The 24,814-nt window shown below is 34.6% G+C and carries 17 protein-coding genes and 4 pseudogenes; all 21 read right to left on the bottom strand.

What is annotated here, in order from left to right; genetic code table 11:
* Positions 1-147 precede the first annotated feature (147 nt).
* Positions 148-1,767: a long-chain fatty acid--CoA ligase gene (locus M014_RS0110275; RefSeq protein ID WP_026591651.1), complete on the bottom strand. Its 1,620-nt coding sequence runs from the start codon at positions 1,765-1,767 to the stop codon at positions 148-150.
* 242 nt (positions 1,768-2,009) lie between these two features.
* Entirely contained in the window at positions 2,010-2,213 is a 204-nt protein-coding gene (locus M014_RS0110280) for a hypothetical protein (protein ID WP_026591652.1), read from the bottom strand.
* Positions 2,214-2,589: 376 nt separating this feature from the next.
* Positions 2,590-3,355: pseudogene (locus M014_RS26750) on the bottom strand (RNA-guided endonuclease TnpB family protein); the annotation flags it as partial.
* A gap of 39 nt (positions 3,356-3,394) precedes the next feature.
* Positions 3,395-4,538 (bottom strand): annotated as a pseudogene (locus M014_RS28210) (IS3 family transposase).
* Positions 4,539-5,175: 637 nt separating this feature from the next.
* On the bottom strand, positions 5,176-7,011 hold the full coding sequence (locus M014_RS0110300) for an amidohydrolase (protein WP_026591655.1): 1,836 nt from the start codon (positions 7,009-7,011) through the stop codon (positions 5,176-5,178).
* A gap of 13 nt (positions 7,012-7,024) precedes the next feature.
* Positions 7,025-7,618 carry an antibiotic biosynthesis monooxygenase gene (locus M014_RS0110305; RefSeq protein ID WP_026591656.1) on the bottom strand — a complete coding sequence of 198 codons (594 nt, stop codon included), beginning with the start codon at positions 7,616-7,618 and terminating at the stop codon, positions 7,025-7,027.
* On the bottom strand, positions 7,615-8,259 hold the full coding sequence (locus M014_RS0110310) for a hydrolase (protein WP_026591657.1): 645 nt from the start codon (positions 8,257-8,259) through the stop codon (positions 7,615-7,617). Before M014_RS0110310 ends, M014_RS0110305 begins: the two co-directional genes overlap by 4 nt.
* 198 nt (positions 8,260-8,457) lie before the next feature.
* Positions 8,458-9,102: an isochorismate family cysteine hydrolase YcaC gene (gene ycaC, locus M014_RS0110315; RefSeq protein WP_035414825.1), complete on the bottom strand. Its 645-nt coding sequence runs from the start codon at positions 9,100-9,102 to the stop codon at positions 8,458-8,460.
* A 206-nt stretch (positions 9,103-9,308) separates the two neighbouring features.
* Positions 9,309-9,866 (bottom strand): NADPH-dependent FMN reductase, encoded by a 558-nt coding sequence (locus M014_RS0110320; protein ID WP_026591659.1) that lies wholly within the window; start codon positions 9,864-9,866, stop codon positions 9,309-9,311.
* 175 nt (positions 9,867-10,041) lie between these two features.
* Positions 10,042-10,878 carry an alpha/beta fold hydrolase gene (locus M014_RS0110325; RefSeq protein WP_026591660.1) on the bottom strand — a complete coding sequence of 279 codons (837 nt, stop codon included), beginning with the start codon at positions 10,876-10,878 and terminating at the stop codon, positions 10,042-10,044.
* A gap of 151 nt (positions 10,879-11,029) precedes the next feature.
* Positions 11,030-11,665, bottom strand: a complete 636-nt coding sequence (locus M014_RS0110330) for an FMN-dependent NADH-azoreductase (RefSeq protein ID WP_026591661.1) — start codon at positions 11,663-11,665, stop codon at positions 11,030-11,032.
* Positions 11,666-12,506: 841 nt separating this feature from the next.
* Complete coding sequence (locus M014_RS0110335; RefSeq protein WP_026591662.1) at positions 12,507-12,971, bottom strand: NUDIX hydrolase; 465 nt, start codon at positions 12,969-12,971, stop codon at positions 12,507-12,509.
* Between the two features lie 163 nt (positions 12,972-13,134).
* Positions 13,135-13,575 (bottom strand): hypothetical protein, encoded by a 441-nt coding sequence (locus tag M014_RS26760; protein WP_231503925.1) that lies wholly within the window; start codon positions 13,573-13,575, stop codon positions 13,135-13,137.
* Positions 13,576-14,459: 884 nt separating this feature from the next.
* Positions 14,460-15,743: a hypothetical protein gene (locus M014_RS29625; protein ID WP_026591663.1), complete on the bottom strand. Its 1,284-nt coding sequence runs from the start codon at positions 15,741-15,743 to the stop codon at positions 14,460-14,462.
* A 146-nt stretch (positions 15,744-15,889) separates the two neighbouring features.
* Positions 15,890-16,948 (bottom strand): sensor histidine kinase, encoded by a 1,059-nt coding sequence (locus M014_RS0110360; protein ID WP_026591664.1) that lies wholly within the window; start codon positions 16,946-16,948, stop codon positions 15,890-15,892.
* Positions 16,949-17,555: 607 nt separating this feature from the next.
* Positions 17,556-18,170, bottom strand: coding sequence for a VanZ family protein (locus M014_RS26770; RefSeq protein WP_081811006.1), 615 nt, complete (start codon positions 18,168-18,170; stop codon positions 17,556-17,558).
* A gap of 155 nt (positions 18,171-18,325) precedes the next feature.
* Positions 18,326-19,435, bottom strand: a complete 1,110-nt coding sequence (locus tag M014_RS0110370; RefSeq protein WP_026591665.1) for a DUF4179 domain-containing protein — start codon at positions 19,433-19,435, stop codon at positions 18,326-18,328.
* Positions 19,422-19,955, bottom strand: a complete 534-nt coding sequence (locus tag M014_RS0110375; RefSeq protein ID WP_026591666.1) for an RNA polymerase sigma factor — start codon at positions 19,953-19,955, stop codon at positions 19,422-19,424. The genes M014_RS0110370 and M014_RS0110375 overlap by 14 nt, the downstream gene beginning before the upstream one ends.
* Positions 19,956-20,285: 330 nt before the next feature.
* Positions 20,286-20,963 (bottom strand): annotated as a pseudogene (locus M014_RS0110385) (IS6 family transposase).
* A 90-nt stretch (positions 20,964-21,053) separates the two neighbouring features.
* Positions 21,054-23,108, bottom strand: a pseudogene (locus M014_RS26775) (Tn3 family transposase); the annotation flags it as partial.
* 336 nt (positions 23,109-23,444) lie between these two features.
* Positions 23,445-24,812 carry an FtsX-like permease family protein gene (locus M014_RS0110395; protein WP_026591669.1) on the bottom strand — a complete coding sequence of 456 codons (1,368 nt, stop codon included), beginning with the start codon at positions 24,810-24,812 and terminating at the stop codon, positions 23,445-23,447.
* Positions 24,813-24,814: the final 2 nt, after the last annotated feature.

Here is a 24,814-nt window from a genome sequence, read left to right on the forward strand (position 1 = left end):
TAACATATCATTGGAGTTATCTTACCTTTTCTCTTACATTATTGTCAACAATTTTATAATTTTAGTTAACAATTAAAACCACTATAAACAGGATTCATGTATAAGAAGAGGCGACTCCTGCTGATGGGAGTCGCCTTTTCTTATACATTATTTTTCGCTACTTTTATGCAAATTCTCTAGTTCTTTTCGTAATGTTTGTTTTAAAAATTTCCCAACCGATGTTTTAGGAATTTCCTCCATAAACACAATATCATCTGGCAACCACCACTTTGCAAACTGTGGTTGTAAAAATTCATATAATTCTTCTTTCGTTACAGACCTATTTTGGTTTTGTACAACACATGCAATAGGACGTTCCTGCCACTGAGGATGAGGAACCGCGACAACAGCAGCTTCAAATACCGCCTCATGTGCCATTAAAGCATTTTCTAAATCTACAGATGAAATCCACTCACCCCCACTTTTAATCACATCTTTTGTACGGTCAACAATTTTAACACAGCCTTCCTCATCAACTGTAACAACATCCCCTGTATATAACCAACCATCACGGAATCCTTCTACAGTGCGTTCATCGTTATAATAACTTGCAGCAATCCACGGTGCCCGTAAGCACAATTCCCCCATCTCAGTTCCATCCCACTTCACTTCTCCGTTTACTCCAACTACTTTCATCTCAACACCTGGCACAAGATATCCTTGTTTTGATCGAATTTCAAGTTGGTCTTCGTAAGATAAATTTGTCTCATAACTTTTTAACCTTGCAAGTGTCACAAGTGGACTTGTTTCAGTCATTCCATATGCATGGACAAATGGTACATTATACTTTTGCTCAAATGCTGCAATCACACTTTTAGGAGCTGCAGCACCCCCACATAAAATCCGTTTCATACTTGATAAATCGTAACGATTATTTTCTAATTCCTGCAAAACACCAAGCCAAATTGTTGGTACACCAGCAGCCAAAGTTACTTTTTCATTCTGTATCATTTCAAGCAAAATTTTCGGTGTAAACATTGGACCAGGTAACACTTGTTTCGCGCCAAACCACGTTGCCGCAAAAGGCAGCCCCCAAGCATTGACGTGAAACATTGGAACAATTGCCATTGCTGCATCACTTTCAGATAATGCTGCTGTATCCGCGAGTCCTAGCGCCATACAATGCAGTACTGTACTACGATGCGTATATACAACACCTTTTGGGTTACCTGTTGTCGCAGACGTATAACACATACCTGCTGGTGTGTTTTCATCAATATCTTTTAATAATGAAAAATCAGGATCTCCTTCTGCGAGTAGTTGTTCATAGTGATAAAGAGGTTCTAATGAAGTTTCTGGAAGTTCTTTTTTATCACTCATAATGATGTATGCTTGTACAGTTGATAATTCACCTTGAATTTTTTCAACAAGTGGTACAAGATCTTCATCAATGAGTAAAATACGATCTTCTGCATGTCTAATAATATAGGAAATATGCCCAGGAGATAAGCGAATATTAATAGTATGCAAGACAGATCCAATGCCCGGAATTGCGAAATACGCTTCTACATGTCGATGATGATTCCAAGCTAAAGTTCCAACTCGTTCCCCTTCTTTTATCCCTAATTTTTTTAACGCACTAGAAAGTCTTCTCGTTCGTTCTCCTAATTGCTTGTATGTTAAAGTTGTGATCGTATCATGTGTACGCGAGACAATTTCTTTTTTTGGAAACAGCTTTTCTGCCCTTTCTATCATAGAACTAATTGTTAATGGTACATTCATCATCATATTTGTCCCAACCTCCCGTTAAAGCGTTTTCATTTTTAAGTATTATACCAAACTTTCATGTTCTAAAGTTTTATTTTTTCTGTATTTTCTGAATTATTTCCAAAGAAATAATTCAGCTTCTCTCATAATTGAAAAGAGAGTGGCTACATGAGAAACCTCCTCTCTTTATCTTTTGATAATATGTATCGAACGTAATATCAATCGATTCTTATAAAGACTTGGATATAGATACTTTTCTTCTATCATAGTGGTTTCTGCTTAAATTTTTGATAATTTCGTACTTTCATTAAAAGTACACTTCCACAATCCGTACAAATATAAGCATCAACTGGAGAAGAAGTAAACATTGTCTCTTTCTTTCTTATTTGTGCATATCCCACAAACTCACCTTCTCCAATATTGGTAGAACCACAATAAGAACATGTATCTACCTTCATCTTTCGCATGAGAGCACCACCTTTGTTCTGTTTCTACTCCCTTCGACAGTAATCTTCCATTTTCCTTCCACAAAAAACTTCCTACTTCTCCTAAATTTTGAAAGGAAAAATAGCATTAGAGTCGTATTCTTACATCGTAATTTCCAGCACAATGGCTGTCATATCTTATTAATCCAAAAACGAATTCATAGCGCTTTAAAATCACCTTGTAAATTACTTGTTGGTCAAGCACATTTTAGGAGTGTAAGTCAAAACAATATGGAACACTGTGGTATGAACATTGCTTATGCAAAATCAATTTGGACTCTTGAACTACCCCCACTTAACAGTCTAACAAACTGTTTGAAGTGGGGGATTCCTACGAACACCAAAGTATCCTTCGGCTTTATAAGTAGGCAATCCCCGTAGTCTCTATGGTTAGAATCCTTAAGGCCTCTTTTCTCAAATTTTGTCCTGCGTTGGCATCTCTATCATGATGCATACCACAAGAAAGACACTTCCATTCACGCAACTCTAGATCTTTCACGTCTTTGTTTTTGTTACCACAATGCGAACAAAGTTGAGAGCTGGCGAATGTTTTGGATACCACGACAACTTGTTTTCCATACCACTCTGCTTTATACACAAGCATCGCTCTGAATTGTGACCAAGATACTTCTTGAATCGCTTTCGCGAGCTTGTGATTCTGTAACATATTGGATACTTGCAAATCTTCTATCCCAATCACATCGTGGTTTTTGATGATCATCGTAGAGAGTTTTTGCAAGTAATCGGTTCTTGCATTTGTGCTTCATTCATGTATACGAGCCACTTTGATTCGCTGTTTATGCCAGTTCGCTCCTCCTTTTATACGACGAGACAAAATATGTTTCACTTGGATTCCTTCTGACAGTAGCGCTCAAAATACGTCCTTCTACCTCACGACTTTTGGCAAACGTGACAAGGCCAAGTTTCGGTAACTTTATTTTATTCCCCACAATCGCGAGGTTCCCATTTGTGCGCTTCGTTGTATAAGATTGAACTTTATTGTTTTTCGACTTAAACCGAGGTGCTTTGTTTTGTTTGTTGAAGAATCGTGAATACGAGTCAGCGAGGTTGTGAAGAGAAGATTGAAGAGCCGTCCTGTCCACTTCTTTGAGCCATACAAATTCTGGATTCGAGTCAATATTTTGGCCACAAAAAAGTTAAATCTAAGCTATTTTTTTAGCCAGATCTTCTATTGCTTGGGGAGTTTTATAACCAATGCTACTATGAATTCTCTTGCGGTTATACCATCTCTCGATGTATTGAAATAATGCTAAGTTTGCTTGTTCAAATGTGAAATATTTTGTACGATATACTTCTTCTTTAAAAGGCATGAAAGGACTCAATACAAGCGTTATCATACGAACAGCCTTTCTTACTGAAAGAAAGTTTGATTTTAAAACTCGCGAGTAAGGTGTAAGGTTTGAAATTCCTGACTTGTATATTGAGTTCCTAAGTCAGTATGTAGAATGAGATCTTCTGGTGGTTTCTGTGTATAGTAAGCGTTTTCTAACGCTTTTACCACAAGAGTTGTTGTCATATTTCGTGAAAATGAATATCCAACAATTTTTTTAGAATACAAATCCATCACAGATGCAAGGTAACACCAATCATCTTTTTGCGTGTGAATATAGGTAATATCCGCTACCCACTTTTCATTTATTGTTGTTGTAGAGAAGTCCTGTTCTAATAGATTTGTCCGTTCTTCTACAGTTGATTTTGATGAATGTGGTTTGTATTTTTTTAAGATAATAGAACGAACATTTTCTTTTTTCATGAGCCGTTGTACACGCTTTATGCTTACTTGTACGCCTTGCTTTAACAGTGTTTGATGAATCTTTGGTGCACCGTAACGTTCCTTGCTATCTTGATGAATTTGTTTGATTTTTTTGGTTAATTCTTTATTTTCACGGCTACGCTTTGACTCTGTTTTATGCTGAGATTGGTAGTAAGAATTTCTCTCTATCCCAAGAGTTTGGCACATCATATGAACAGAGTGCGTTTCTTTTTGATAATCAATAAATTGATGTAATTCTGTATCTTCTATTTTCTCGCGAATATGGCCATAGCTTTTTTTAATATTTCATTTTCTTCTTTTAAACGAAGCATTTCTTTTTTCATTCGTTTTAGATCTTCTAGTGTTATTTCATCTTCATCAACTGATGTGATAGGAGAATATATTTTAATCCATTTATAAATGGTTACCTCTGATACGCCATACTCGCCGCTTAATTGTTTGAGAGGTTGTCCTGAACGATATAATTCAACAACCATTTTTTTAAACTCTTCATTAAATTTCTTGTTTGTCATACGGACACTTCTCCTTGAAATCCATTGTAAGGACTTAACTAAGTTGTGTCCATATGACTATACTAACTCTATATTAACCCTTGGAATATGTAAAATAAATTGTTTAAAGAAACGGAGATTTACTAATATTAATTATTCGCTATCCGAAAATGAAACAACTTTATTATTTTTTTACAAGAACCGAAAACGGTCGTTTAAGGACCTTTATTGAGTTCTAATAAAGCTAACAGAAATATGGTCAAAAAACTGTTCCAAAACTCACTGCCAAAAACAAAGTGCCGTAACAAACATTAAATATCGTTTATGGAACCTTTTTAACGTATGGTAAAACCAAATTTTTCAACTTAGAAATCCCTTAACGTACGAAATCCGCGAAATGTTGGTGCTACTCCATGCCCATCAAGTTAAAATCTCATAATACCCCCATAACGAAAATTTGACCTTTTTACAGCTATTTATGAGAGTTCAGCTCATTTTTTTCGTTTTGGGGAACAATTCATTTCTTAAGTTGATGGACATCCGGCTGTACCCCCATATTATCATTATGATCTTAATACCATTACTATTTGGGTCCGTCCTGGGCCCCAAACCCTTATTGTAGAAAGAAAACCACCGGCATTAGACCGATGGTTCTGACTTAGAAAGCAAAGCAAGTACAACCAATACCCCATTTAGTTCCATCTTTTCCTATTACGGTATGAGTGTGTTGATGGAGAGGGTTACTGCAACTATGTAACTTGTGATCATGGGCATCGTGAGAAAGTATATTGTGGGCTAGGTTAGCACCACCATAACCATAAACTCCCGTCGGTGCCCAATCAGGTGATGCTGGCGGCAATTCAGGTGATAAATTTTTAAATTCATCATTCCCATAAACAACCTGACCACCCATAATGGTGAGTAATGATTCAAGGTCTTTGATTTCTTCTTCTGGTACAGTAAAGTAGTCAGCAGACAATACAGCAATATCAGCAAACTGACCTACTGCAAGGGTTCCCTTTTTACCTTCATCACCAGAGAACCATGCACTTCCTTTGGAATATAGTTCCAGGGCTACTTTTCTGTCAAGTTTATTCTTTTCATCGTATATCGAAAGACCACCAATGGTTTTTCCGGCAACCATCCAATAAAGAGCAACCCAAGGGTTATAGCTGGAAACCCTGGTTGCATCACTACCGGCGCCAACAGGTATACCCAGGTCTAGCATACGATAAATCGGGGGAGTACGTTTTGCAGCTTCTTTTCCGTATAAATCAACAAAGTATTCACCTTGGAAAGCCATGCGATCTTGGATGGCAATACCGCCATTTAAAGCCTTAACACGTTCCATACTACGATCTGAGATTGTTTCTGCATGGTCAAACCACCAGCGTAGACCATTGAAAGGAATTTCTCTGTTGACTTCCTCAAAAACATTTAAGAAACGTGTTATTGACTCGTCATAAGTTGCATGTAAACGGAATGGCCAACGGTTTTCCACCAATAGAGAAATTACTTTCTTTAAGTCAGCTTCCATCACCGTAGCTAGTTCGGGCCGCGGCATTTGAAATTTTTCAAAATCGGCTGCCGAGAATACTAACATTTCCCCGGCACCATTCATTTTATACTTATCATTTCCTTGACCCGGAGAAACAATTTTTGCCCATGAAGCAAAGTCTTCATATTCATGATTTGGATTTTGCGTAAATAGATTATACGCAATACGCAAAGTTAATTGTTCTTTCTCGGCTAAATGTTCAACAACTTTGTAATCATCAGGATAATTTTGGAATCCACCACCTGCGTCAATGGCACTTGTGATACCTAATCTATTTAATTCGCGCATAAAATGGCGAGTTGAGTTAATCTGGTCGTCAAAATTAAGTACTGGAGCTCTACCCAAACTTGAATAAAGAATAGAAGCATTAGGATTAGCAATCAAAAGACCCGTTGGATTACCTCGTTTATCCCGGTCAATTAAACAGCCCGGAGGGTCTGGGGTATCTTTTGTGTATCCCAGTGCACGCAGCCCTGCACGATTTACAAGTGCTCTATCGTAAAGATGTAGCACAAAGACAGGTGTGTCTTCAGAAACAGCATTAATCTCTTCTAAAGTTGGCATCCTTCGCTCTTTAAATTGAAATTCAGACCAACCTCCAACTACTCTTACCCACTGAGGAGCAGGTGTACGTCTTGCCTGCTCTCTAAGCATTTCCAGAGCAATAGCAAGTGATGGTACACCTTCCCAACGCAATTCCATATTATAATGTAGACCACCACGAATAACGTGTATATGAGAGTCATTCAAACCCGGAATAGCTCTCTTTCTTTTAAGATCTATTTTTTTGGTTTTTTCTGTGACACTATCAAGAAGCTCATCTCCACCTACTGCCGTGACTAAGCCATCAGTTATGGCGATAGCTGATACCTCAGGTTGAGATGGGTCAAGGGTAGTGATTTTTCCGTTATATAAGATCATATCCGGCAAATTCATGTTTACACCTCATCTACTTCCTATTATTCTGTAACCATGGATGAAATATTTTACCGAGAATCGGCATGACTACCCATGATAGCAAGGAAACTATACATATAGAAACAAAAAAAGCTGATATAATAGGATTCATATTTTTTATAATAGGTCCTATTACTTTAGGCACCAACATACTAATAGGCCATACACCAAGAACAGTAACAATAGACATTTTCCATTTTGGCGGTGGAACTGGCGTTTTCGGAGTAACAAACCAATAAGCCAAACTGTTTTCAGTTTTGTAAGTTGGATTAGTTGCTTGAAATTGTTCTGCTTTTTTTAACAAATCTCGACGAATATCTGATTCTTGCCAAGAACGTAGATGCTCATACGTATCAAAGCGAAAAATAACAGTATACTCTCTGGATCCGTTATTGGGGACTATTAAATTTACGCCTAAATGCCCTGGGAATTTAGTAGCGGCAGCTTCGATTTCATGTCTCCATGTTTCAAACTGTTTTTCTTTACCTTCTTGAATTTCCCATGTAACAATCGTTGTTACTGGACCGCTAACATCCATTGTGTTCCCTGTATGGGTTTCTCCGACAGTCACTCTTTCTTGGTTCATAATTTCCTGCTTGGAAGCGCGCCATGCACCATAGTATATGCGTATTCTACGCCTTGACCATAAGCGCCAGTGTGTTCTTTCACAATTTCCATAACAGCATCATAAGTGTCTTTGCGTACCCAGTCACGTTGGTATTCAAGTAAAACTTGGATTGCTGTCACTGGAATTGCACCAGCTTGTTCTACACGACGCATAGCAGCGTTATGTGCTGTCAAACTAGTACCACCTGAAGCATCATCAACTGCATAAACCTCATAGCCAGCTTTAATTGCTTCAAGCACAGGGAATGCAAGGCAAACTTCAGTCCAAAGTGCTGCAAATATTAATTTCTTTCTACCTGTTGCTTTAACTGCCTCAACAAATTTTGGATCTTCCCAAGAGTTCATTGAACTACGTTCTATAATTTCATGGTTTGGGAATATGTCAAGAATTTGTGGCCAAAAATAACCAGAAAAGCTGCGTGTTTCAACTGTAGTAAGAATAGTAGGTACGTTAAAAGTTTTTGCTGATTTAGCAAGCAGCATAACGTTATTAATCAATGTTTGTCTGTCAATACTTGCAACTCCAAAAGTCATTTGAGGCTGAAAATCAATCAAAATTAATGCACTGTTCTCCGGATTTAACAATTCTAAATTACTCATAATAAAACGCTCCTTTTTTTAATTGTTTCAAATTAATTTTTTGAAACTAATTTATTTTCTGTTAATTAAGACTGTAATCGTAAAAATAAAAGCTTTGCTATACTTTTTAATTTAAAAGAGAGCGCTGATTTAATCAGCGCTAAATTTATACTACCCACTTTTTAAAAAGTGATTTAAAGCTATTTCTTTGGAATACATTTATGCATTTTGTTTACTAAGATCTCGCTGAGCTCCCATGTAGCTTCCAATTATATTTTGATAGCCTGGAAGATTACTAGCAAGCAAATTGCCAAAACCTTCGACATCGTTGCGCCAATCGCGTTGTAATTCGCAAGCTACACTAAACCAGTTCATAAGCTGCACGCCACTATGTGCCATACGAGTATTGGCAGCATCTGCAACTTGTTTACTAAAAGTTCCTGAAGCATCAGTAACAGCAAATACTTCATACCCAGCTTTTATAGCAGAAAGTGCCGGGAAAGCAACGCAAACATCTGTAACTACGCCCGCGATGATAAGTTGTTTTTTTCCAGTTTCTTCGATTGCTTTTACAAAATCATCATTATCCCATGCGTTAATTTGTCCAGGTCGAGCTATTTTTGGTGCGTGAGGAAAGAGATCAACCAATTCTTGCATTAAAGGTCCGTTAGGTCCATGTTCAAAGCTTGTTGTTAAAATAACTGGTAAATCAAAAAACTTAGCAGTTTGAGCGAGAGCTAAAACATTGTTCTTGAATTCATCAACACCATAGTCACGTACTAGTCCGGACATAAGACCAGTTTGATGATCCACTAACAGAACAACAGCGTCATCTTTGTTAATACGAGAATAGAGATCAGACATTATGTATTCCTCCTAAAAAATTAAGTAATCGAAGAAAGTTTTAAAAGTGGAATATTATCATAAATTTCTTCGTTTGTTACGATTAGTTTATAAATAAATTGATCGTTAATATTAATTAATCCATAAACTTATGACACATCGATAATTTTCTTAAAAATCTGAAAGATAATATTAGACTATTTTTTTAAATACTCAATCTCCTTTTATTAATCTAAAATAGTGGTTTTATCTATCCAATTTACAAATTGTTGTAAATAACGCTGAAGATAACGTTTTGTTTGTTCGTCAGTAAGCACTTTCTGATCGGAATCAATCTTTTCATGTACTTGGGAAATCAGCACTTTTTGAAATGGAAGAACATGAGCTTGCATGGTTTCTAGTATTTCTCTGATTTGCATTTGAGCATAAACAGTGCCTAATCCCCCAGGAGTTGCACCAATTAAACCAACCGGTTTTCTGCTAAGAACAGCAGATTCCCGAGGTCTTGATGCCCAGTCCAATGCATTCTTTAATACGCCAGGAATTCCAGAATTGTACTCTGGACTTACAATAATGGTACCGTCAACGTCCTGGATAGCAGATTTAAAGGATGTCACTGTTTCTGGAACACTTATTTCTAAGTCTTCATTGAACAAAGGTAGATCATTTATCTCGATCCAATGAAATTGATGGGAATCATCCATCCCTGTTAATGATTGAGCAATGATTCGATTATAAGAGTTTTTTCGTAAACTACCACAAATAAGGCCTATGGTTTTAGTCATATATTCCCTCCTTTTATAAGGTAAACCGATTATACCATTATATACCAAATTGGTAGAAGTAGTTTTACGCCTAGCCATTGTTCCTCATTTACCAATCTGTTTATGCTTTTTTCAAACTTTGCAACAGAACCTAAAATGCCCCCTAATCTATCAGTTAACATTTATTCATTTGTAATCAGTCTTCTAAAAATGATAGCAGTGCTTCATTAAATTCTTTGGCATGTGTTGCATTGAGCCCATGTGGACCACCCTTTATTAAAGCTACCTTAGAATTAGGAATTGCTTCATGTGTTAGCTTCCCACTATATTCAAATGGAACTGTTGCATCTGAATCACCATGAATAATAAGGGTAGGTATATTAAACATGGCTAAATCTCCTCTGAAGTCCGTTTTGCTGAAAGCAGTGATACAATCTAGTGTTCCTTTAGGCGATGCACCCGCTGCAATATCTCTATTGTAAAGCCGGAATGGTTCACTGACTAAGTCAGTTCTATCTCCAGCAGCAAAAAATCCTCTCGTAAACTCATCAAGAAATGCTAGGCGATCATTTTTTACTCCATTTTCAAATCCTTGAATTGCTGCATCATCTAATACTCCCTCAGGATGATCTGCTGACTTGTAAAGAAATGGTGGTACAGCTCCTGCAAATACAGCCTTCTCTACTCTATTTGTGCCATAGTTTCCGATATAGCGAGCTACTTCTCCACCCCCCATTGAAAATCCGACCAGTGTCACATTTTGGAGATCCAAATGCTCTAGTAACAGATGTAAATCAGTAGTAAATGTATCATAATCATAACCATTCCATGGCTGAGAAGAGTTCCCGAACCCTCGACGGTCATAAGTTATGACTCTGTATCCAGCCTCAACGAGAGCAGGAACTTGGTATTCCCAAGATCGGCTACTTAATGGCCAACCGTGAATTAATACTACTGGCTTCCCTGTACCATGATCCTCATAATATAGTTCAATGGGTGTTTGATTTTCGGTTCCTACAGTAATTTTTGCCATTCTTCTACCTCCAAAAAATATTCTGATTACATGTATTTTTCGTCAATAATCCGGATGAATCTCGTAACCTATTTATAAATAAAGCCAATGATGATACCTGTACCTAAAGCTAATAAAACAGAACCAGTTGGACATTTTTGAGTTTTCTATATTAGAAACGTTTTGCTACTTCACGTGCATTTGCAATTGCTGCCTCTTTAATTTCTTGTGCTTTTTCAGGGTTTGCATTCATTCCTTCAACTGCAAGATATTCTGTATCAGATACACCCATAAATCCTAATACAGCATTTAAGTGTTGACGACCAAAGTCCATTACTGCATATGCTCCTTCAGAGTAAATGCCACCTGTAGCTTGAATGTGAAGTGCTTTTTTATCTTCTAATAATCCAACTGGACCATTTTCAGTATATTTAAATGTTTTACCTGCGATGGATAGGTTATCTAAGTATGCTTTTACTACTGGCGGATAGCTAAAGTTCCACATTGGTGTTACAAATACATAACGACCTGCATTCATAAATGTTTCTAAGTTTGTATTCATTGCTGCAATTTTTTGCTGTTGGCTTTCGCTTAACGTTTCAAAGCCTTCACCTGCTGCGAATTTCCCCCAAGCTGCAAATACTTCTGTATCAATTTCTGGTACAGTTGTGTTAAATAGATCAATTGTTACAACTTCATCTTGTGGATGTTCATTTTTATACGCTTCGATAAATGCTTCCCCTACTGCCATACCGAAAGATGCTTCTGCTGAATTTGGATTTGCTGTAATAAATAGTACTTTTGTCATTTTTATTCCCTCCCTCAGTAAATATCTTTAATTAAAGACTTTCTCCCGAAAAGTAAATCACTTACCTTATGTAAGTATAATACACAACCATTATTTTCCTGTCAATAAAAATAGTTACTTTTTTAAGTAAGTTAGCGAACTCTCCTATCTCGTTTTATTAAATGGGGTATCGCCACATGCCCATCAAGTTAAAATCTCATAATACCCCCATAACGAAAATTCCACCTTTTTACAGCTATTTATAAGAGTTCGGCTCATTTTTTTCGTTTTGGGAAGAATGTATTTCTTAAGTTGATGTCGATGGGGTATCGCCAACATTACGCGGAAAACATACGCTAATACATTTAGTGTGTTTTTTATATTTAGGTTTGTGTACTCAAATATGCAAAAACAAATCATCATAAAAGAGAGTTCGTTTTTGCGTTTTTGGAGGGTATCAATCTGTCGATAAATTGATATTATCATATGCTTGGTGTTGAGATATTGAGAAATAAAAATGTCATTTTATTAAGAGGAAAAGTGGATTTTGCGTTTTGGCATTGCTGGAGGATCAGCGTTAAATTCAATGTACAGCTTCACTATTCATCTTCTTGCTCCATTTTGTAACGGGGTCTTTTTATTGTAGTAGAAAAAGCAACCTTCCGAGTGCTCATAGGGGTACCGTCAACAGAACTATTTGTAGTCCTGCCGACAAAACACAGATTTTATACGCTAAGACAGTTTCTAAAAGTGAAATCTCATCTTTGCTACTGTAAAAAAATAACTAGCCCCCCACAAGAGGGGCTAGTTAACGTAAAATTCGTTCTTGGAAGTAAGGCAATGTAATTCATTTAAACATTATTTAATATTCATTAGTACTAAGCGTTTTTATAAATTCTTTTATTATTGGAAAGTCAGGAGGACTGATATTACTTGGAAGTTCACGAATGTCGAAAAAGTGTAGATTTTTAACTTCTTTTTTGTCTATTTTTAATTCACCTTCATAATCATTGCATATGTAAGCAGCAACTACGTTATATACTTCATCACCGTGAGGATATTTGTAGTAAAATTCTTTGCCAGAGAAGGTATTAAACAATCTTAAATTATTGGCTATTAAGCTTGTTTCCTCATACAATTCTCTCTTTGCTACTTCTTCTAAGGTCTCTCCACATTCTAACGAACCTCCTGGTAATCCCCAACAATTATTATCCTGCCTTAACTGTAATAATAATTTATGATTTTTATCTAATAAAACGACGCATGCTCCTGTCATAATTAACGGGCGACTACCTACTATTTTTCTTAAATCCATAATATATCCCATAATAGACTCCTAAAAACAGATTTTTTTGTGTATTCAAAATTAATTATAAATGCAATTCCTTTTTCATGTACATAGAATAGATAACCTTTTAATTATCGTGGTTATAGATTGTATATTCGATACATTAATAATTAACATAACGTCTCATTCTCGGAAGTTGTTTTTAAAAATATGTTGGATGGTTTAGCCATTCTTCAATACCAACGGAACCTTGAACTGATAGTAAACGATATAAATATCTATATGGTTTTCTAACATAAGTTAAATCAGGAATATCCTGTACAGATATATATCCTCTAATAAAGTCTTCAGCACTCTTCTTATCCAATACATATTCTAAGGCAATAAAATCTAACTCTCTAGGTGCTACAGCATAAGCTTCTGTATCTACTAATCCGGTAATTTCAGTTCCATTGCTTAAAAATTGTGTGGGATCCATGTCGACTAAAATAAAATTACTTTCTGTTGGAGTAGGAATCCTTTTTAATAACAATTGCATTTCAGGAAGAACCTCTAATATTTTTTGGTTATTTTTATAAAATCTCTCAGTTAGCTGTTGCATTATGTTTATAAGCGTACTGTGAAAATCTTTTATGGTAAGCATCTTGAATAGATGTCTCTCGTTCCCAAATATACATATATACGCTCCTTTTCATAATAAAAGGTCTAACATGTTTACAAATATGTATACAAGTTAGACCTTACAGATTGAAACTATTTTATTCTTTTTCTGCTTGCTTTTTTCTTCTTGTGTTAACTCAGGTTTTGCAACTGTTGTTCCTTTCACCATTCTCGCAGCTCTCATGCTATCACCTCCTCTTATCTATGAATAATAAAAATGTAACATAGAATTTGTACACATGAAATTGAGGAAATTTAAAATAATAATACTTTGTTTTGAGGATACTTCAAAATACTTGCATGATAGTGCTGTGACGAGTCCTAATCAATAAGATTTTTCTCTGAGCGGTAACTTCATTTTTAAATATTTATGAATTATAAAATGTATAATAATCTGCTGAAAAATTAGTTTAAAATTAAGTATTAAGGCAACTATTTGAAATCTAATTGTAATTCAGCTTTGTCGTTTGTCAGTGTATTAGCAGAATTACAATTTCCAGAGTAGATAGCTCTTGCTTCATCACACGAATCAGCTTTTTCACATCCTATTAATATACTTAATGTTATAAACGATAATAAAATCTTTTTCATTATAATACACGCTCCATACTATTTGATTTAAAATACTTTAAAATTTGAAACCTAGAGTACGCTAAATTACTATTTAGACTCACACAAATGATCTGCACATAAATTCATCTTTGATATGCAGATCATTTGTATGAGCAAATTCACTTTAGTATTATGAAGGAACTTTCTTAGTAATCAAATTTTATTCTAATTCCATAGAAAACCCACAAAGAACAATGTTCTCTGTGGGTTTTGTTTATTTCAAAAAGGCTTGGGGGAAGCTCGATTTGATTAATTTTATTTTTCTAACACATCTGAGCGAACTAATTTTAAATCATCTGTTTTAATTGCACCTGTTGAAGTAGATGATACTTTTACTTTTGTAGATGTGTCCCAATAATGGCCACCTTGCCAGAACTGTGCGAAAGGTGATTTTACTGTTTTGTTTACAATTCCAGTAGCTACTGAACCTGGTTTTAATGAATATTCAGCAGTAACTTGATATAATGCAGCTGTAATGGATCGATCTGATTCGTTAGTAAGACTAAACTTACGAGATACTGTTTGTTCTTCACTTAATGAGATACTTGTACCAAATGTACTTTGGAACTCATAACTTGCTCCAATTTCAAAAATATCTTCAATACCAACACCTGCATTTACACCCACAGTGTGAGCAAATGATTGTGATTGTTCATTTGTCAGACCTGTTTTGATGTCAAATGTTACTTCATATCCTGTATTTTTAGCTGGAATGGATGCTGATCCACCAGGAACTTTCTTCAAGTATTTCTTTTCTGTTAATACAGCATCTTTTAGTGGGTTAAATGGTGTCTTTGCTGAATAACCAATTGTTACAGCCTTTTCAGCGCCCCAATTATTGTCACCCCAAATGACTTGGATTCCAAGCTCATCTAAACTTTTCTTTCCAAATTCTTCTAGAATAGCCCTTTTTAAGCCGCCTTCTCCTTCAAAAAATTCTGGATTAAAAAAGTCATTTTCAGCATCACTTTTTTCGTAGTATTTAGAGTGTAATATTTTTTGTACATCAGGATCATTTGGATCTTGCGCATATCGAGTTTGGAAAAAGCTTTCTAATGTTTCCAGAACAAGTCCTTTTACAAAAGATTCTCCATAAGTACTTCCAAAGTATTCTTCAATTTGAGATGGGCTATATCCCATGAATTGTAAATCGTAATAAAATCTAGGTGGTGGATCCATATGTTTTAGCTCTTTATTTCTCCAATCCCCAATAATTTTATTGCCATTTACATAAGAATAATCTAAATATAGATATTCAAGCGGTTTTGCTTCCTTGATGTGTGGTGGTGTAACAGATGGAAAATTCGCTTTAATAATATTATTATTGATATAATTTGCATCAAACTCTTGGTTTACATTAGAATTTTCTTCTGATACTTGTCCTTCTTTAAGGTTTAATGATGGATTTTCTTTTTCAACAGAAGTAACTGCGTTAGAAATTGCAGATATTGCACTTGCTTCTGCTTTTAAAGAAAAAACTGGACTTGCTAGAACAGCAAATGCTAATGCTGCGGGAATCACTTTTTTCTTATAAGTCATGTGATTTCTTCCTTTCTTTCCTTATTTTTACGATATAACGTACATTGCTTATACTTCTTTCATACGAATTAAAATGATATATTCGTATATTAATATAAAGTTATAGCAAATCCCTTTCGTAAATGTTACAAAAGTCTTTCATAACCTTATTTATTTTCTAATGTAACAGGAAGAGTAAACCAAAATTCACATCCCTGTTTACCATCTGGACGGTTCCGAACACCAATTTCTCCTTTATGCATTTCTACTAGTGATTTTGCAATGGCGAGTCCAAGCCCAGATCCTCCAGATTGTGAACTTCTTGATGGATCTGTTCTGAAAAATCGTTCAAATATACGTAGTTGTTCATCGTAGGAAATCCCATTCCCCTCATCACGCAAAGTGAATATAATTTGCTGTTTCTGTTTATTTTCCTCTACGATTAACTGAATTGTGCCACATGTAGGAGAATGTCGAATCGCATTATGTAACAAATTATTGATAACTCGAGCTATTTTACATGGCATAATCCAAAGTTTTGGTAATGTATCTGAAACACGTAATTGTAAATCAATCTCTTTATCTTTCAATAGGATAGCATGTGAATCTATTACTTTTAATAGAATACTATCTACATGTATTAAACTTGGATGAAATGCTTCTTGTCCAAGTTCTAACTTAGAAAGTTCAAATAAATCATTAATTAATCCATTTAATCGTTGTATTTCGTTTAGAATTGTCGTTAGGTACTGCTTTTTCATATCAGCATCTGCAATTAAGCCATCCTGTAACGCTTCTATCATCAATTGTATGCTAGCAAGAGGAGTTCGTAAGTCATGTGAAATATTCGCTATCAGCTCAGTACGTTCTTTTTCTCCTTTTTCTAACTTAGTAAAGCTTTCTTCTAATTTTTTTGCCATTTCTTGAAAAGCTGTGGCTAATTCTTTAAACTCATCCGGTTCTTTCCCTATTATGTACATCGTTTCAAAATGTCTATCACTAAATTGTTTGGTTAATGAAATTAAATTTTGGATCGACTTCATAATAGGACGTGTCATTAACCAGTAAATAATGGTTGAAAAGGCCATTGCTATGACTACAATTCCTATGAATAGTTGCGTTTGTTCCGGTCTAAGTAACATTTTCATTTCGCTATACCAAATAGCAATTAGCATAATACTGGTGCTTAATGTATTCATCAATAACAATTGATTCCGTAATTTCATATTGTAGTTCCCCCTTGTTGTAACATAAAACGAATATTAGTAAATCCATCTTATCTTAAACACCTTTCAACTCTCTTTCAAAACTGTAATAAATTTCTTTCAAGACTATCACTAAAGATCAAAAGGTTGGATTAAAGTTGCGAAACTCACATTAAAGCAAAATTAAATTAATATTTTCATAGCATACCCACAGAAACCTTTTTAAAATTTATCGGTTTAAACACAGAAAAAATAGCCACATTATCGTTAACATAAATTAGAAACGAAAATTCACTTGTTTTTCAGATATACGGATTGGACTCCTAGAAAACAATGAAAGTCTTTCGTAATGATTATGAAAGTCTTTTGTAATGCTTGTGAAAGTAATTTGAAATATATTGATAATAAGATAAGTTTATCCTCAATATATTTGCAAAACACTCAATAAACAGTGTATTTTATTTTTCTAATGCAATAAAATTAGAAAAATAAAATTGATCAAACCAAGCTTCCCCAAAGTTTCTTTTTACACAACAAAACCCACAGATTATTTTCTGTGGGTTTTGTTGTGTTTATATTTTATCTTCAAACAAAAGGTTGTTATAGAAATAACTGAGATTTTTAAAGATTAAATGATAAGACAATGTGAACTAAAGTCCATTTTGTCTCTGTTCTTAAGTTGATGGATGTGTGGCGGGACCCCATATACAACAAAATGTTGCAACCATGTTCTAATACAATTTATTTGAAATACCTTCTGAATGACTAGGTATCCAACAATACATCCTAATGTATTCGCAATTAAATCATTGACATCCATACTTCTTCCGTTTCCTATAAAAATTCTTAAACATAATTGTATGATTTCAATGATGCCACTCATGAAAAATCCAATTCTTGCTATGTCTTTCACAGAATGATATTTGTTTTTGAGAAATGGCAAGTATGCTCCTAATGGAAGAAACATAATTACATTTAATACAAACGTTTTGATATCTAACGTGAAAATGGGTATTGGGTTAACGGAGCTATACCAAGGTGCTTGATTCGCGTATTTACCAATATTAATTTCTAAAGGAAAGAGTGTGAAATGAATCACACCCATGACATATATGAAAAAAGTCACAAGTAAAACATATTGCGGATATGTAAATTTTCTCTTTGAAGTACATAAGAATATAGAACCAATCAGAAATACCGGTATGAGAACATGCCAGGATGGAACTTCAAACGTAATTGACATATTTTTCTCCTTTCTATCTATATGAATAAGGGTGGAAATACCCTTACCCTACACGCTAAAAAGCATAAAGGTATTTCTCACATATAGGATAAATACAGTGATAAACGAAACGATGAGTAAATGAAACGTGGTTAATTTTGATTTCATCTCCTATCTCACTGTTTGTTCTCTACATATATCTCTATTGGTAACCCTTCTATCCACTCATTTTCATTTGCTTTACGAGAGTCGTCTTTATCTATATACGGTTTTAAAACAATTTTTTTCGGAATAGAACCATTTGAAATGTAGTTGATGTCTAATGTGTAAGAATCTTTGTTTAATTCTCCAGTAGAATTTAACTGTGCTAATTGTGTACCATTTTCATCGTATGCCGCTACTCGTATTGGTTTTTTCGTATCAAAATGAAAATCTTTTGCTGTAAAAGAAGCGACTACATGGGTTGTAATAGGTGTTGCGATAAGCTTGGATACAGAGAATGTCATATCATCTTTTTCTTTTTGTACCTGTGTTTTCATTCGTATAACATCTGCAACGGTTTTTTGTACCGGTACATTCAGTTCAAATACATGATCCATACCTTCAAATTGTATCTTTAGCTTCGCTTGAAATTCATTTGGTAATTTCGTATATTCTTCTGGATTCATTGTTTGTCTCTCGTCAGCACCTGCTAACTGTACAATAAATGCATTTGGATGTTGTTTTCCTGCCATCTCATAAGAAGCACCTTGCATGAACGGTTTTTCATTCACTTCTACTTGCATACTTTCAATTGTGTTTGTGAGCTTCTTCTTTTGATTTCCTATCACAACTTGCCCATCTTGTATATTCAACCCTTCAACATTAACAACCATCGCTGCGCGTGTTCCGTCAAATATAGATTCACTCACATGTAATTTGAGATTCTGAAAAGAACTTTCACTTTGAACAGCGTTTATCCAGCCCTTTTTACTTGCTTGTTGCAATCCAAGATCATGTTCCAAGGCTTGAAATATTTCACCTACAATCGGAACTTTTTTGATTCCTTCTGCCATAGTTGGAGAAGCAAATCCCGAACAAAATGTCCCGATTCCTAGTAATATACTTACTGTAGCTACCGCAATTCCTTTGTTTTGGAAAAATACAAATCTATTTTTCGCTTTCTGCAAAGGCATATCTTGAATCATTTGATAGGTTTGGTCTAACTTTTGACGTACATGTGAAGACATTTCATACATGTTCTCTTTTTCTTTTTGAATCGTTTTATCGATTTCAAATGGATTCATACTGCATCTTCTCCTTTTCATTTACATTAAATTGATGTAGAAGTTCTACTTTTGCTTGTTGTAATCGTTTTTTAACTGCACTTTCAGAAAGATCTAATGTATCTGCAACTTGTTTTAACGTCATATCTTGAAAATAATGCAAAACAATAACCATTCGTTGTTTCATAGGTAATTTCTCAATGGCATCTTGTATCTCAATCTGTTGATCGTGATGAGAAATAGAAACAGGTTTTTCTATATACTCCATAGGTACTGTTTTAGAACGTTTCGCAATCATCGTATTGCATTCATTAATTAAAATTCTAAATATCCATGTTTTAAAATACTCCACATGTTTTAATTTGTATATCGATTGATATGCTTTCAAAATCGTTTCTTGTAAGGCGTCAGCAGTATCTTCATCGTGCTTCAAAATTGTTTTTGCCGTTTGAAATAAACTATGTTCTATACTTTTAATAAGCCGGATAAAGGCTTCTTTATCGCCACTCTTTGCCGCTAGAACATCTTGCTCAATTATCATGCTTTCACTTCCTTTTTTGTATTCCCTACATAGATTAGACTGTATACAAGCAAAAAAAGGTCACTTTTATTTTTATTTAAAATATTTCATTTTTCTCAAGGATAACAGAGATAGCAATAAAATTTTGATTTAAATGGGTATTTTTATTCCCCAAAAAAGGAGGGATAATACAAAATATGGTTCTGGTGCAAAAAATCTATAAAACTTGGACATACTGATACTATTACTCTAAAAAGGGGTTCTGGTGCAAATAATATGTAGATTAGAAATAGCAGTGTAGATTCCTAATGAAATCTACTACTATGCGGTGAGACCGAAGAGTTGATTGATTCACTTGATTTGTTTTTTGACAGACTTCTCCCCTTGCAAAGTCTGTCCTTTTTTAATCATTCTCATCGCTTCCAGTCCAACCAACACTCGTTTAGCTGATTGAAAAGATTTCAATCCTAACATGGTACGTACTCGCTTCTTGATAAAACGATGATCTTGCTCGATTATGTTATTCAGATATTTTATTCATCTTATTCGGATGTCAGCGAGCATCCGTTGTTCTTTCTTCAATTGTTCTATAGCGATAGGATACGCTGGATTTTTATCAACGGTCACAACACGAGGTTTAGAAACATGAAAAGACTGCAAAGCTTTCTTAAAAAAGCGCTTTGCAGCCTTGTGATCTCTTGTTTTACTGAAGATAAAGTCAATGGTGTTTCCTTCGGAATCAACAGCTCGGTATAAGTACATCCACTTTCCTTTGACCTTAATATATGTCTCGTCTACTCGCCAAGAATCATTCGTTTTCTTAAGATGACGACGAACTCTCTTATCTAGCTCAGGACCATATTGGTGAACCCAACGCATAACCGTTGTATGAGCAATGGATAAGCCCCGTTCCTCCATCATTTCGACTAAATCACGAAAACTGAGGTTGTACCGCAGGTACCATCTCACCGTTAATAAGATAACATCAGGCTGATAATGCTTCCACTTGAATACATGTTCCTTTTCGATACCAATCACACCTTTTCTAGAGTAATAGAATCAGTATATCCAAGTTTTAGAGATTACTTACACGTATATTAAAGTTTTTGCACCAGAACCCATTCCATCCGATGACGAAGTGATACCATCACCCCAATAAGAAGCTAAGGGAAGTTTTTGCTGAAAATTAACCAATACCGCTTGTGTTCGATTTAATGCATCATCATACATCCTCCATTGACTTACATTAGCTAACTGATGATAGGAAATACCTGGTGTAGCTTCTGCCATTTTTGTAAGTCCCACATTCGTTCCCATAGCCATAAGTGAGGCAAGAGAAATGATAATTTCTTCCCCTTTAGGTGGTTTGTTTGTAGATGCATGAATAAATTGTTTTTCAAATCCAGTCCAGTGAGCTACCTCTATCAGTAAGTCTGTGAGTTTAATTCTAGGAAGCATATGATAAAGTTTGCTACTTAATTGCTTTGCTGTTTGTGGGGTATCCTTGTCTAAACGCTGAAGATGCAGGGTTCCACCGCTAATATCTACTCCTTCTAAGGAATGAGCATTTTTAGAAAATGTTGCAATTCGTTCTAATAAAGTCTTTGTTCGCTCCGCCACATACTCATCAGCATGTGTAGAAACTGCTAGGCGAATGCCATTTTCTTTACTGTGATTCCACTCGTTGATAGATATTAAATATTCATCAAAATCTTTATGTTGTCGACTTCCTACAATAGAAATATCACCCGAACGTACATAATTCCGTAGTTCTGTAAATGCAGCTAATTCATAAAAATGCCGATTAATATTTCCATCTTCATCATGTATATATTTTCTCCATCTATTTGTAACAAAGCTCAACGGCGCGCCATTAGGTACTTTTCGTTTTCCCGATTCATTTAATTCATGTATCGTCTCTAAAGCTTCTAATACGTATCTGGCATAATTAGTAGATTGAAATTTTAGTGATTTAAGTAATGTGGGAGTATATTTACGTAGATAATTATATCGACTCTCTAACAAATCCAGATAATCGTAGCTCATTGGCCGCGACAGTTGTTTCGCTTCCTCTACAGAGGCTACAAATTTATCCCAAGGCATAATGGTTTCTAATATGATAAAAGGGTCTACATTCTCTTCTTTCGCTTTGATTAAAGCCATTCCTAAATCTGCATAATGAAGGATTTTTTCGTTTAGTGATTTACCATTTCTTTTGTGCAATTCTTCTTGTTGTTTTCTACCTTTTAGTTGTAGGTTCATCATTTGTTTATCATGAATTTCAAAGGCCTGATCAATTAAATCTTGTGTTAAATCAAGTAAATAAGCTACCAATATGGCATACTTTTTTATATCTTTAAACCTTCGAAATGAATAAGCCTCATAGCGTGCCCCAATTCGAGATAATTGTCGTAAACGATTAGGATGTATACCTTTTGTATCAATATTTAACTGTAAGCCTTTTATATACTCTAAACGCTCAATTACCTTTAAAAAAGATTCTGGTGAAAATTGACCAGGTATTTCTTTTAACCAAGCTAAATATGTTTTTGAAGAATTAGGTATAAAGTGAAGTAAACTGCTTATTTTTTCTTTTTGTAAAAGAGATAAAGAAGATGTAAGCGTTTTAAATATAATTTCTTCAGCTCTTTTGCGCGTTTCCCATATTGCTCGTTCTATCACTGCCATTGAAGGAAGTATAACTTGCCAAGTACGTAATTCTTGCAATGCTGTCTCAATGAGATATGTAGTAGTTCCATTATTTAATGCATGAGATTGAAGAAATTTAGATAATCTTCGATAATCTGTAGTTGTAAAATTACGCAAACCATATTCCTTTCGAATTTCTTCCACATGTTCATACCTTGTAGCTTCCCGCTGGGCATATAGCCTCCAGTCTTCTATACTTGCACCAATTTGTCTCGCTACAAATTCTAAAACTTCGTTAGGAATGTGTTCAATATCCGATAAAGTCCAACCTAAATATCGTAAAACACTTAATTGCATAGCAAAACCCAGTCGATTATAATCCCTCCGATGGCGATTAATGATTTTTTTATCATGCTGGCTGAAGGTAAAGTATGTGCTTAATGTCCATTCGCTAATATCAGAGGGGATTTGCATATAACGCTTTCGTTCTTCTGCTGTAAGAAGTTCTCGCACCCTCACATACATACGAATTCCTCCCCTTTTATTTATCATCAAGCTATTAGGTACGATTTGAATTTTATAGAATCACCATTTGATAGGCTCATATTTCCAAATGGATAGAAATGATGAGACTATCTTTCTGGATAAATTTTATAAAATAATAAATTATCAAAAAATACCATACCAATTGCAATAGTACCACAAAATGCGAATTTCGTACGCTAAGCAATTTTTCATATAGAAAAAACCGATTCCCTACACGTTAAGGATATCGGCTTTTGTTCATGCCATTATTCTTTATCATTTAGAACTTGATAGGTTGTATTTCCTAATTTTATTACGCAGTATCAAAAGAATTTATTATTTATACACAATTCTAAAATACGAATTAACGGTTAATACATAATATCCAAAATAGATTATGCAATATGCAATAATACTAATGGAAATGGGAATAATAATACTATATATAGGCATGTTGTTTATTATTGGTAAAGCAAATAAGCTATGAGTAAGTCCGACTATTATAGGTGAAATAAAACTAAAACTAACTTGTTTCGAAATTGACTTTCTTACTTCTTTTTTCGTAACACCTATCTTACGAAGAACCTCATAGTATTTCTGATTAGCGTGTGCTTCAGATAGTTGTTTATAATAAATAATAGAACCAGTTGCTAGTACAAATATAATCCCTAAAAAGCTTCCAATAAACAATGAGACTCCGTACAGTTGCATAAAATCTTCATTTGTTTCAGATTGCCCTACGTAATACCCTGATACAACTGTACTAACTGCCGTTAAAGCTGTGGCACTTAAGATAGCAATAGTCGCCAGTAATTTGGCATTTCCTTTTACTCGATATAACAACTGTGAAATATTAAGCATATTCATACCGTTAAAATAAATGTTACTCTTACTTCTAATTTTCTGTAATACTATAACAGTATAAGACGTGAATAAACAATAGGTTGCAAGAACAATTGCAATTAAAATAGAAAGCGGAATTATTTTAGGATCCATTAAAGGATTCATAGGGTCCTCAGGGTTCTGCACAAATTTTACGGCTTCACGGAAAAAGAATGCTAAAACATAACCGAATCCAATTAAAATAAGGCCCATATATGCCATAGATTTAGATCCTTTTGGCATACTTTCTCCTTTATGATTCGCTTGGAACATTTCAATTAATGAAAATTGATAAATTAAGCGAGAGTTTTTCCATGCTGTATATAATAAAATCGATAAAAAGACAATAATCGTGTCTATTATGGCCTTTATAGATAACTCGAACGTAATTGGCACATTTAATTTCATCAAACTCATTAGAAGTTCTAAAAATAGCTTAAAGCTTATACTGCCAATCAATATTCCAACTATTAAAGCTACGCCCCCCATTATTAACGTTTCACAAAATAACATCGTACCAATTTGTTTTTTAGTAATACCTAGTAAAGAATATAACCCTATCTCTTTTTTACGTTTTCTTATAAAAAAATTAGTAGAGTAAATAATAAATATGGCTATAAAAATAATGAGTATCACTTTTGAAGACTGAAGAACACTATTAATCATTACATTATTAAGCATTTCTTTTTTTATTTGCGTACTATATCGAAGTGACGCAAATATAAAATAAATCAGCATACTCGAAGCTAAAGATACAAAATAAAGTATATACTCCTTAAAATTTCGCCTTATATTTCGTTGAACGATTTCAATTAAAGTCATTT

Source organism: Bacillus sp. UNC437CL72CviS29 (assembly GCF_000482345.1).
GTDB classification, from domain to species: Bacteria; Bacillota; Bacilli; order Bacillales; family Bacillaceae_G; genus Bacillus_A; species Bacillus_A arachidis.

Excerpts from the sequence above, each read along its gene's own strand:
- M014_RS26770 (WP_081811006.1), bottom strand. The coding sequence starts at position 18,170 with ATGTCAATTACGTTTGAAGTTCCATCCTGGCATGTTCTCATACCGGTA.
- M014_RS0110320 (WP_026591659.1), bottom strand. The coding sequence starts at position 9,866 with ATGACTAAAACCATAGGCCTTATTTGTGGTAGTTTACGAAAAAACTCT.
- M014_RS0110325 (WP_026591660.1), bottom strand. The coding sequence starts at position 10,878 with ATGGCAAAAATTACTGTAGGAACCGAAAATCAAACACCCATTGAACTA.
- M014_RS0110280 (WP_026591652.1), bottom strand. The coding sequence starts at position 2,213 with ATGCGAAAGATGAAGGTAGATACATGTTCTTATTGTGGTTCTACCAAT.
- M014_RS0110335 (WP_026591662.1), bottom strand. The coding sequence starts at position 12,971 with ATGGGATATATTATGGATTTAAGAAAAATAGTAGGTAGTCGCCCGTTA.
- M014_RS0110310 (WP_026591657.1), bottom strand. The coding sequence starts at position 8,259 with ATGAGTAATTTAGAATTGTTAAATCCGGAGAACAGTGCATTAATTTTG.
- M014_RS0110300 (WP_026591655.1), bottom strand. The coding sequence starts at position 7,011 with ATGAATTTGCCGGATATGATCTTATATAACGGAAAAATCACTACCCTT.
- M014_RS0110305 (WP_026591656.1), bottom strand. The coding sequence starts at position 7,618 with ATGAACCAAGAAAGAGTGACTGTCGGAGAAACCCATACAGGGAACACA.
- M014_RS0110360 (WP_026591664.1), bottom strand. The coding sequence starts at position 16,948 with ATGAAATTACGGAATCAATTGTTATTGATGAATACATTAAGCACCAGT.
- M014_RS26760 (WP_231503925.1), bottom strand. The coding sequence starts at position 13,575 with ATGCTTACCATAAAAGATTTTCACAGTACGCTTATAAACATAATGCAA.
- M014_RS0110275 (WP_026591651.1), bottom strand. The coding sequence starts at position 1,767 with ATGATGATGAATGTACCATTAACAATTAGTTCTATGATAGAAAGGGCA.
- M014_RS0110370 (WP_026591665.1), bottom strand. The coding sequence starts at position 19,435 with ATGAATCCATTTGAAATCGATAAAACGATTCAAAAAGAAAAAGAGAAC.
- M014_RS0110330 (WP_026591661.1), bottom strand. The coding sequence starts at position 11,665 with ATGACAAAAGTACTATTTATTACAGCAAATCCAAATTCAGCAGAAGCA.
- M014_RS0110375 (WP_026591666.1), bottom strand. The coding sequence starts at position 19,955 with ATGATAATTGAGCAAGATGTTCTAGCGGCAAAGAGTGGCGATAAAGAA.
- ycaC (WP_035414825.1), bottom strand. The coding sequence starts at position 9,102 with ATGTCTGATCTCTATTCTCGTATTAACAAAGATGACGCTGTTGTTCTG.
- M014_RS29625 (WP_026591663.1), bottom strand. The coding sequence starts at position 15,743 with ATGACTTATAAGAAAAAAGTGATTCCCGCAGCATTAGCATTTGCTGTT.
- M014_RS0110395 (WP_026591669.1), bottom strand. The coding sequence starts at position 24,812 with ATGACTTTAATTGAAATCGTTCAACGAAATATAAGGCGAAATTTTAAG.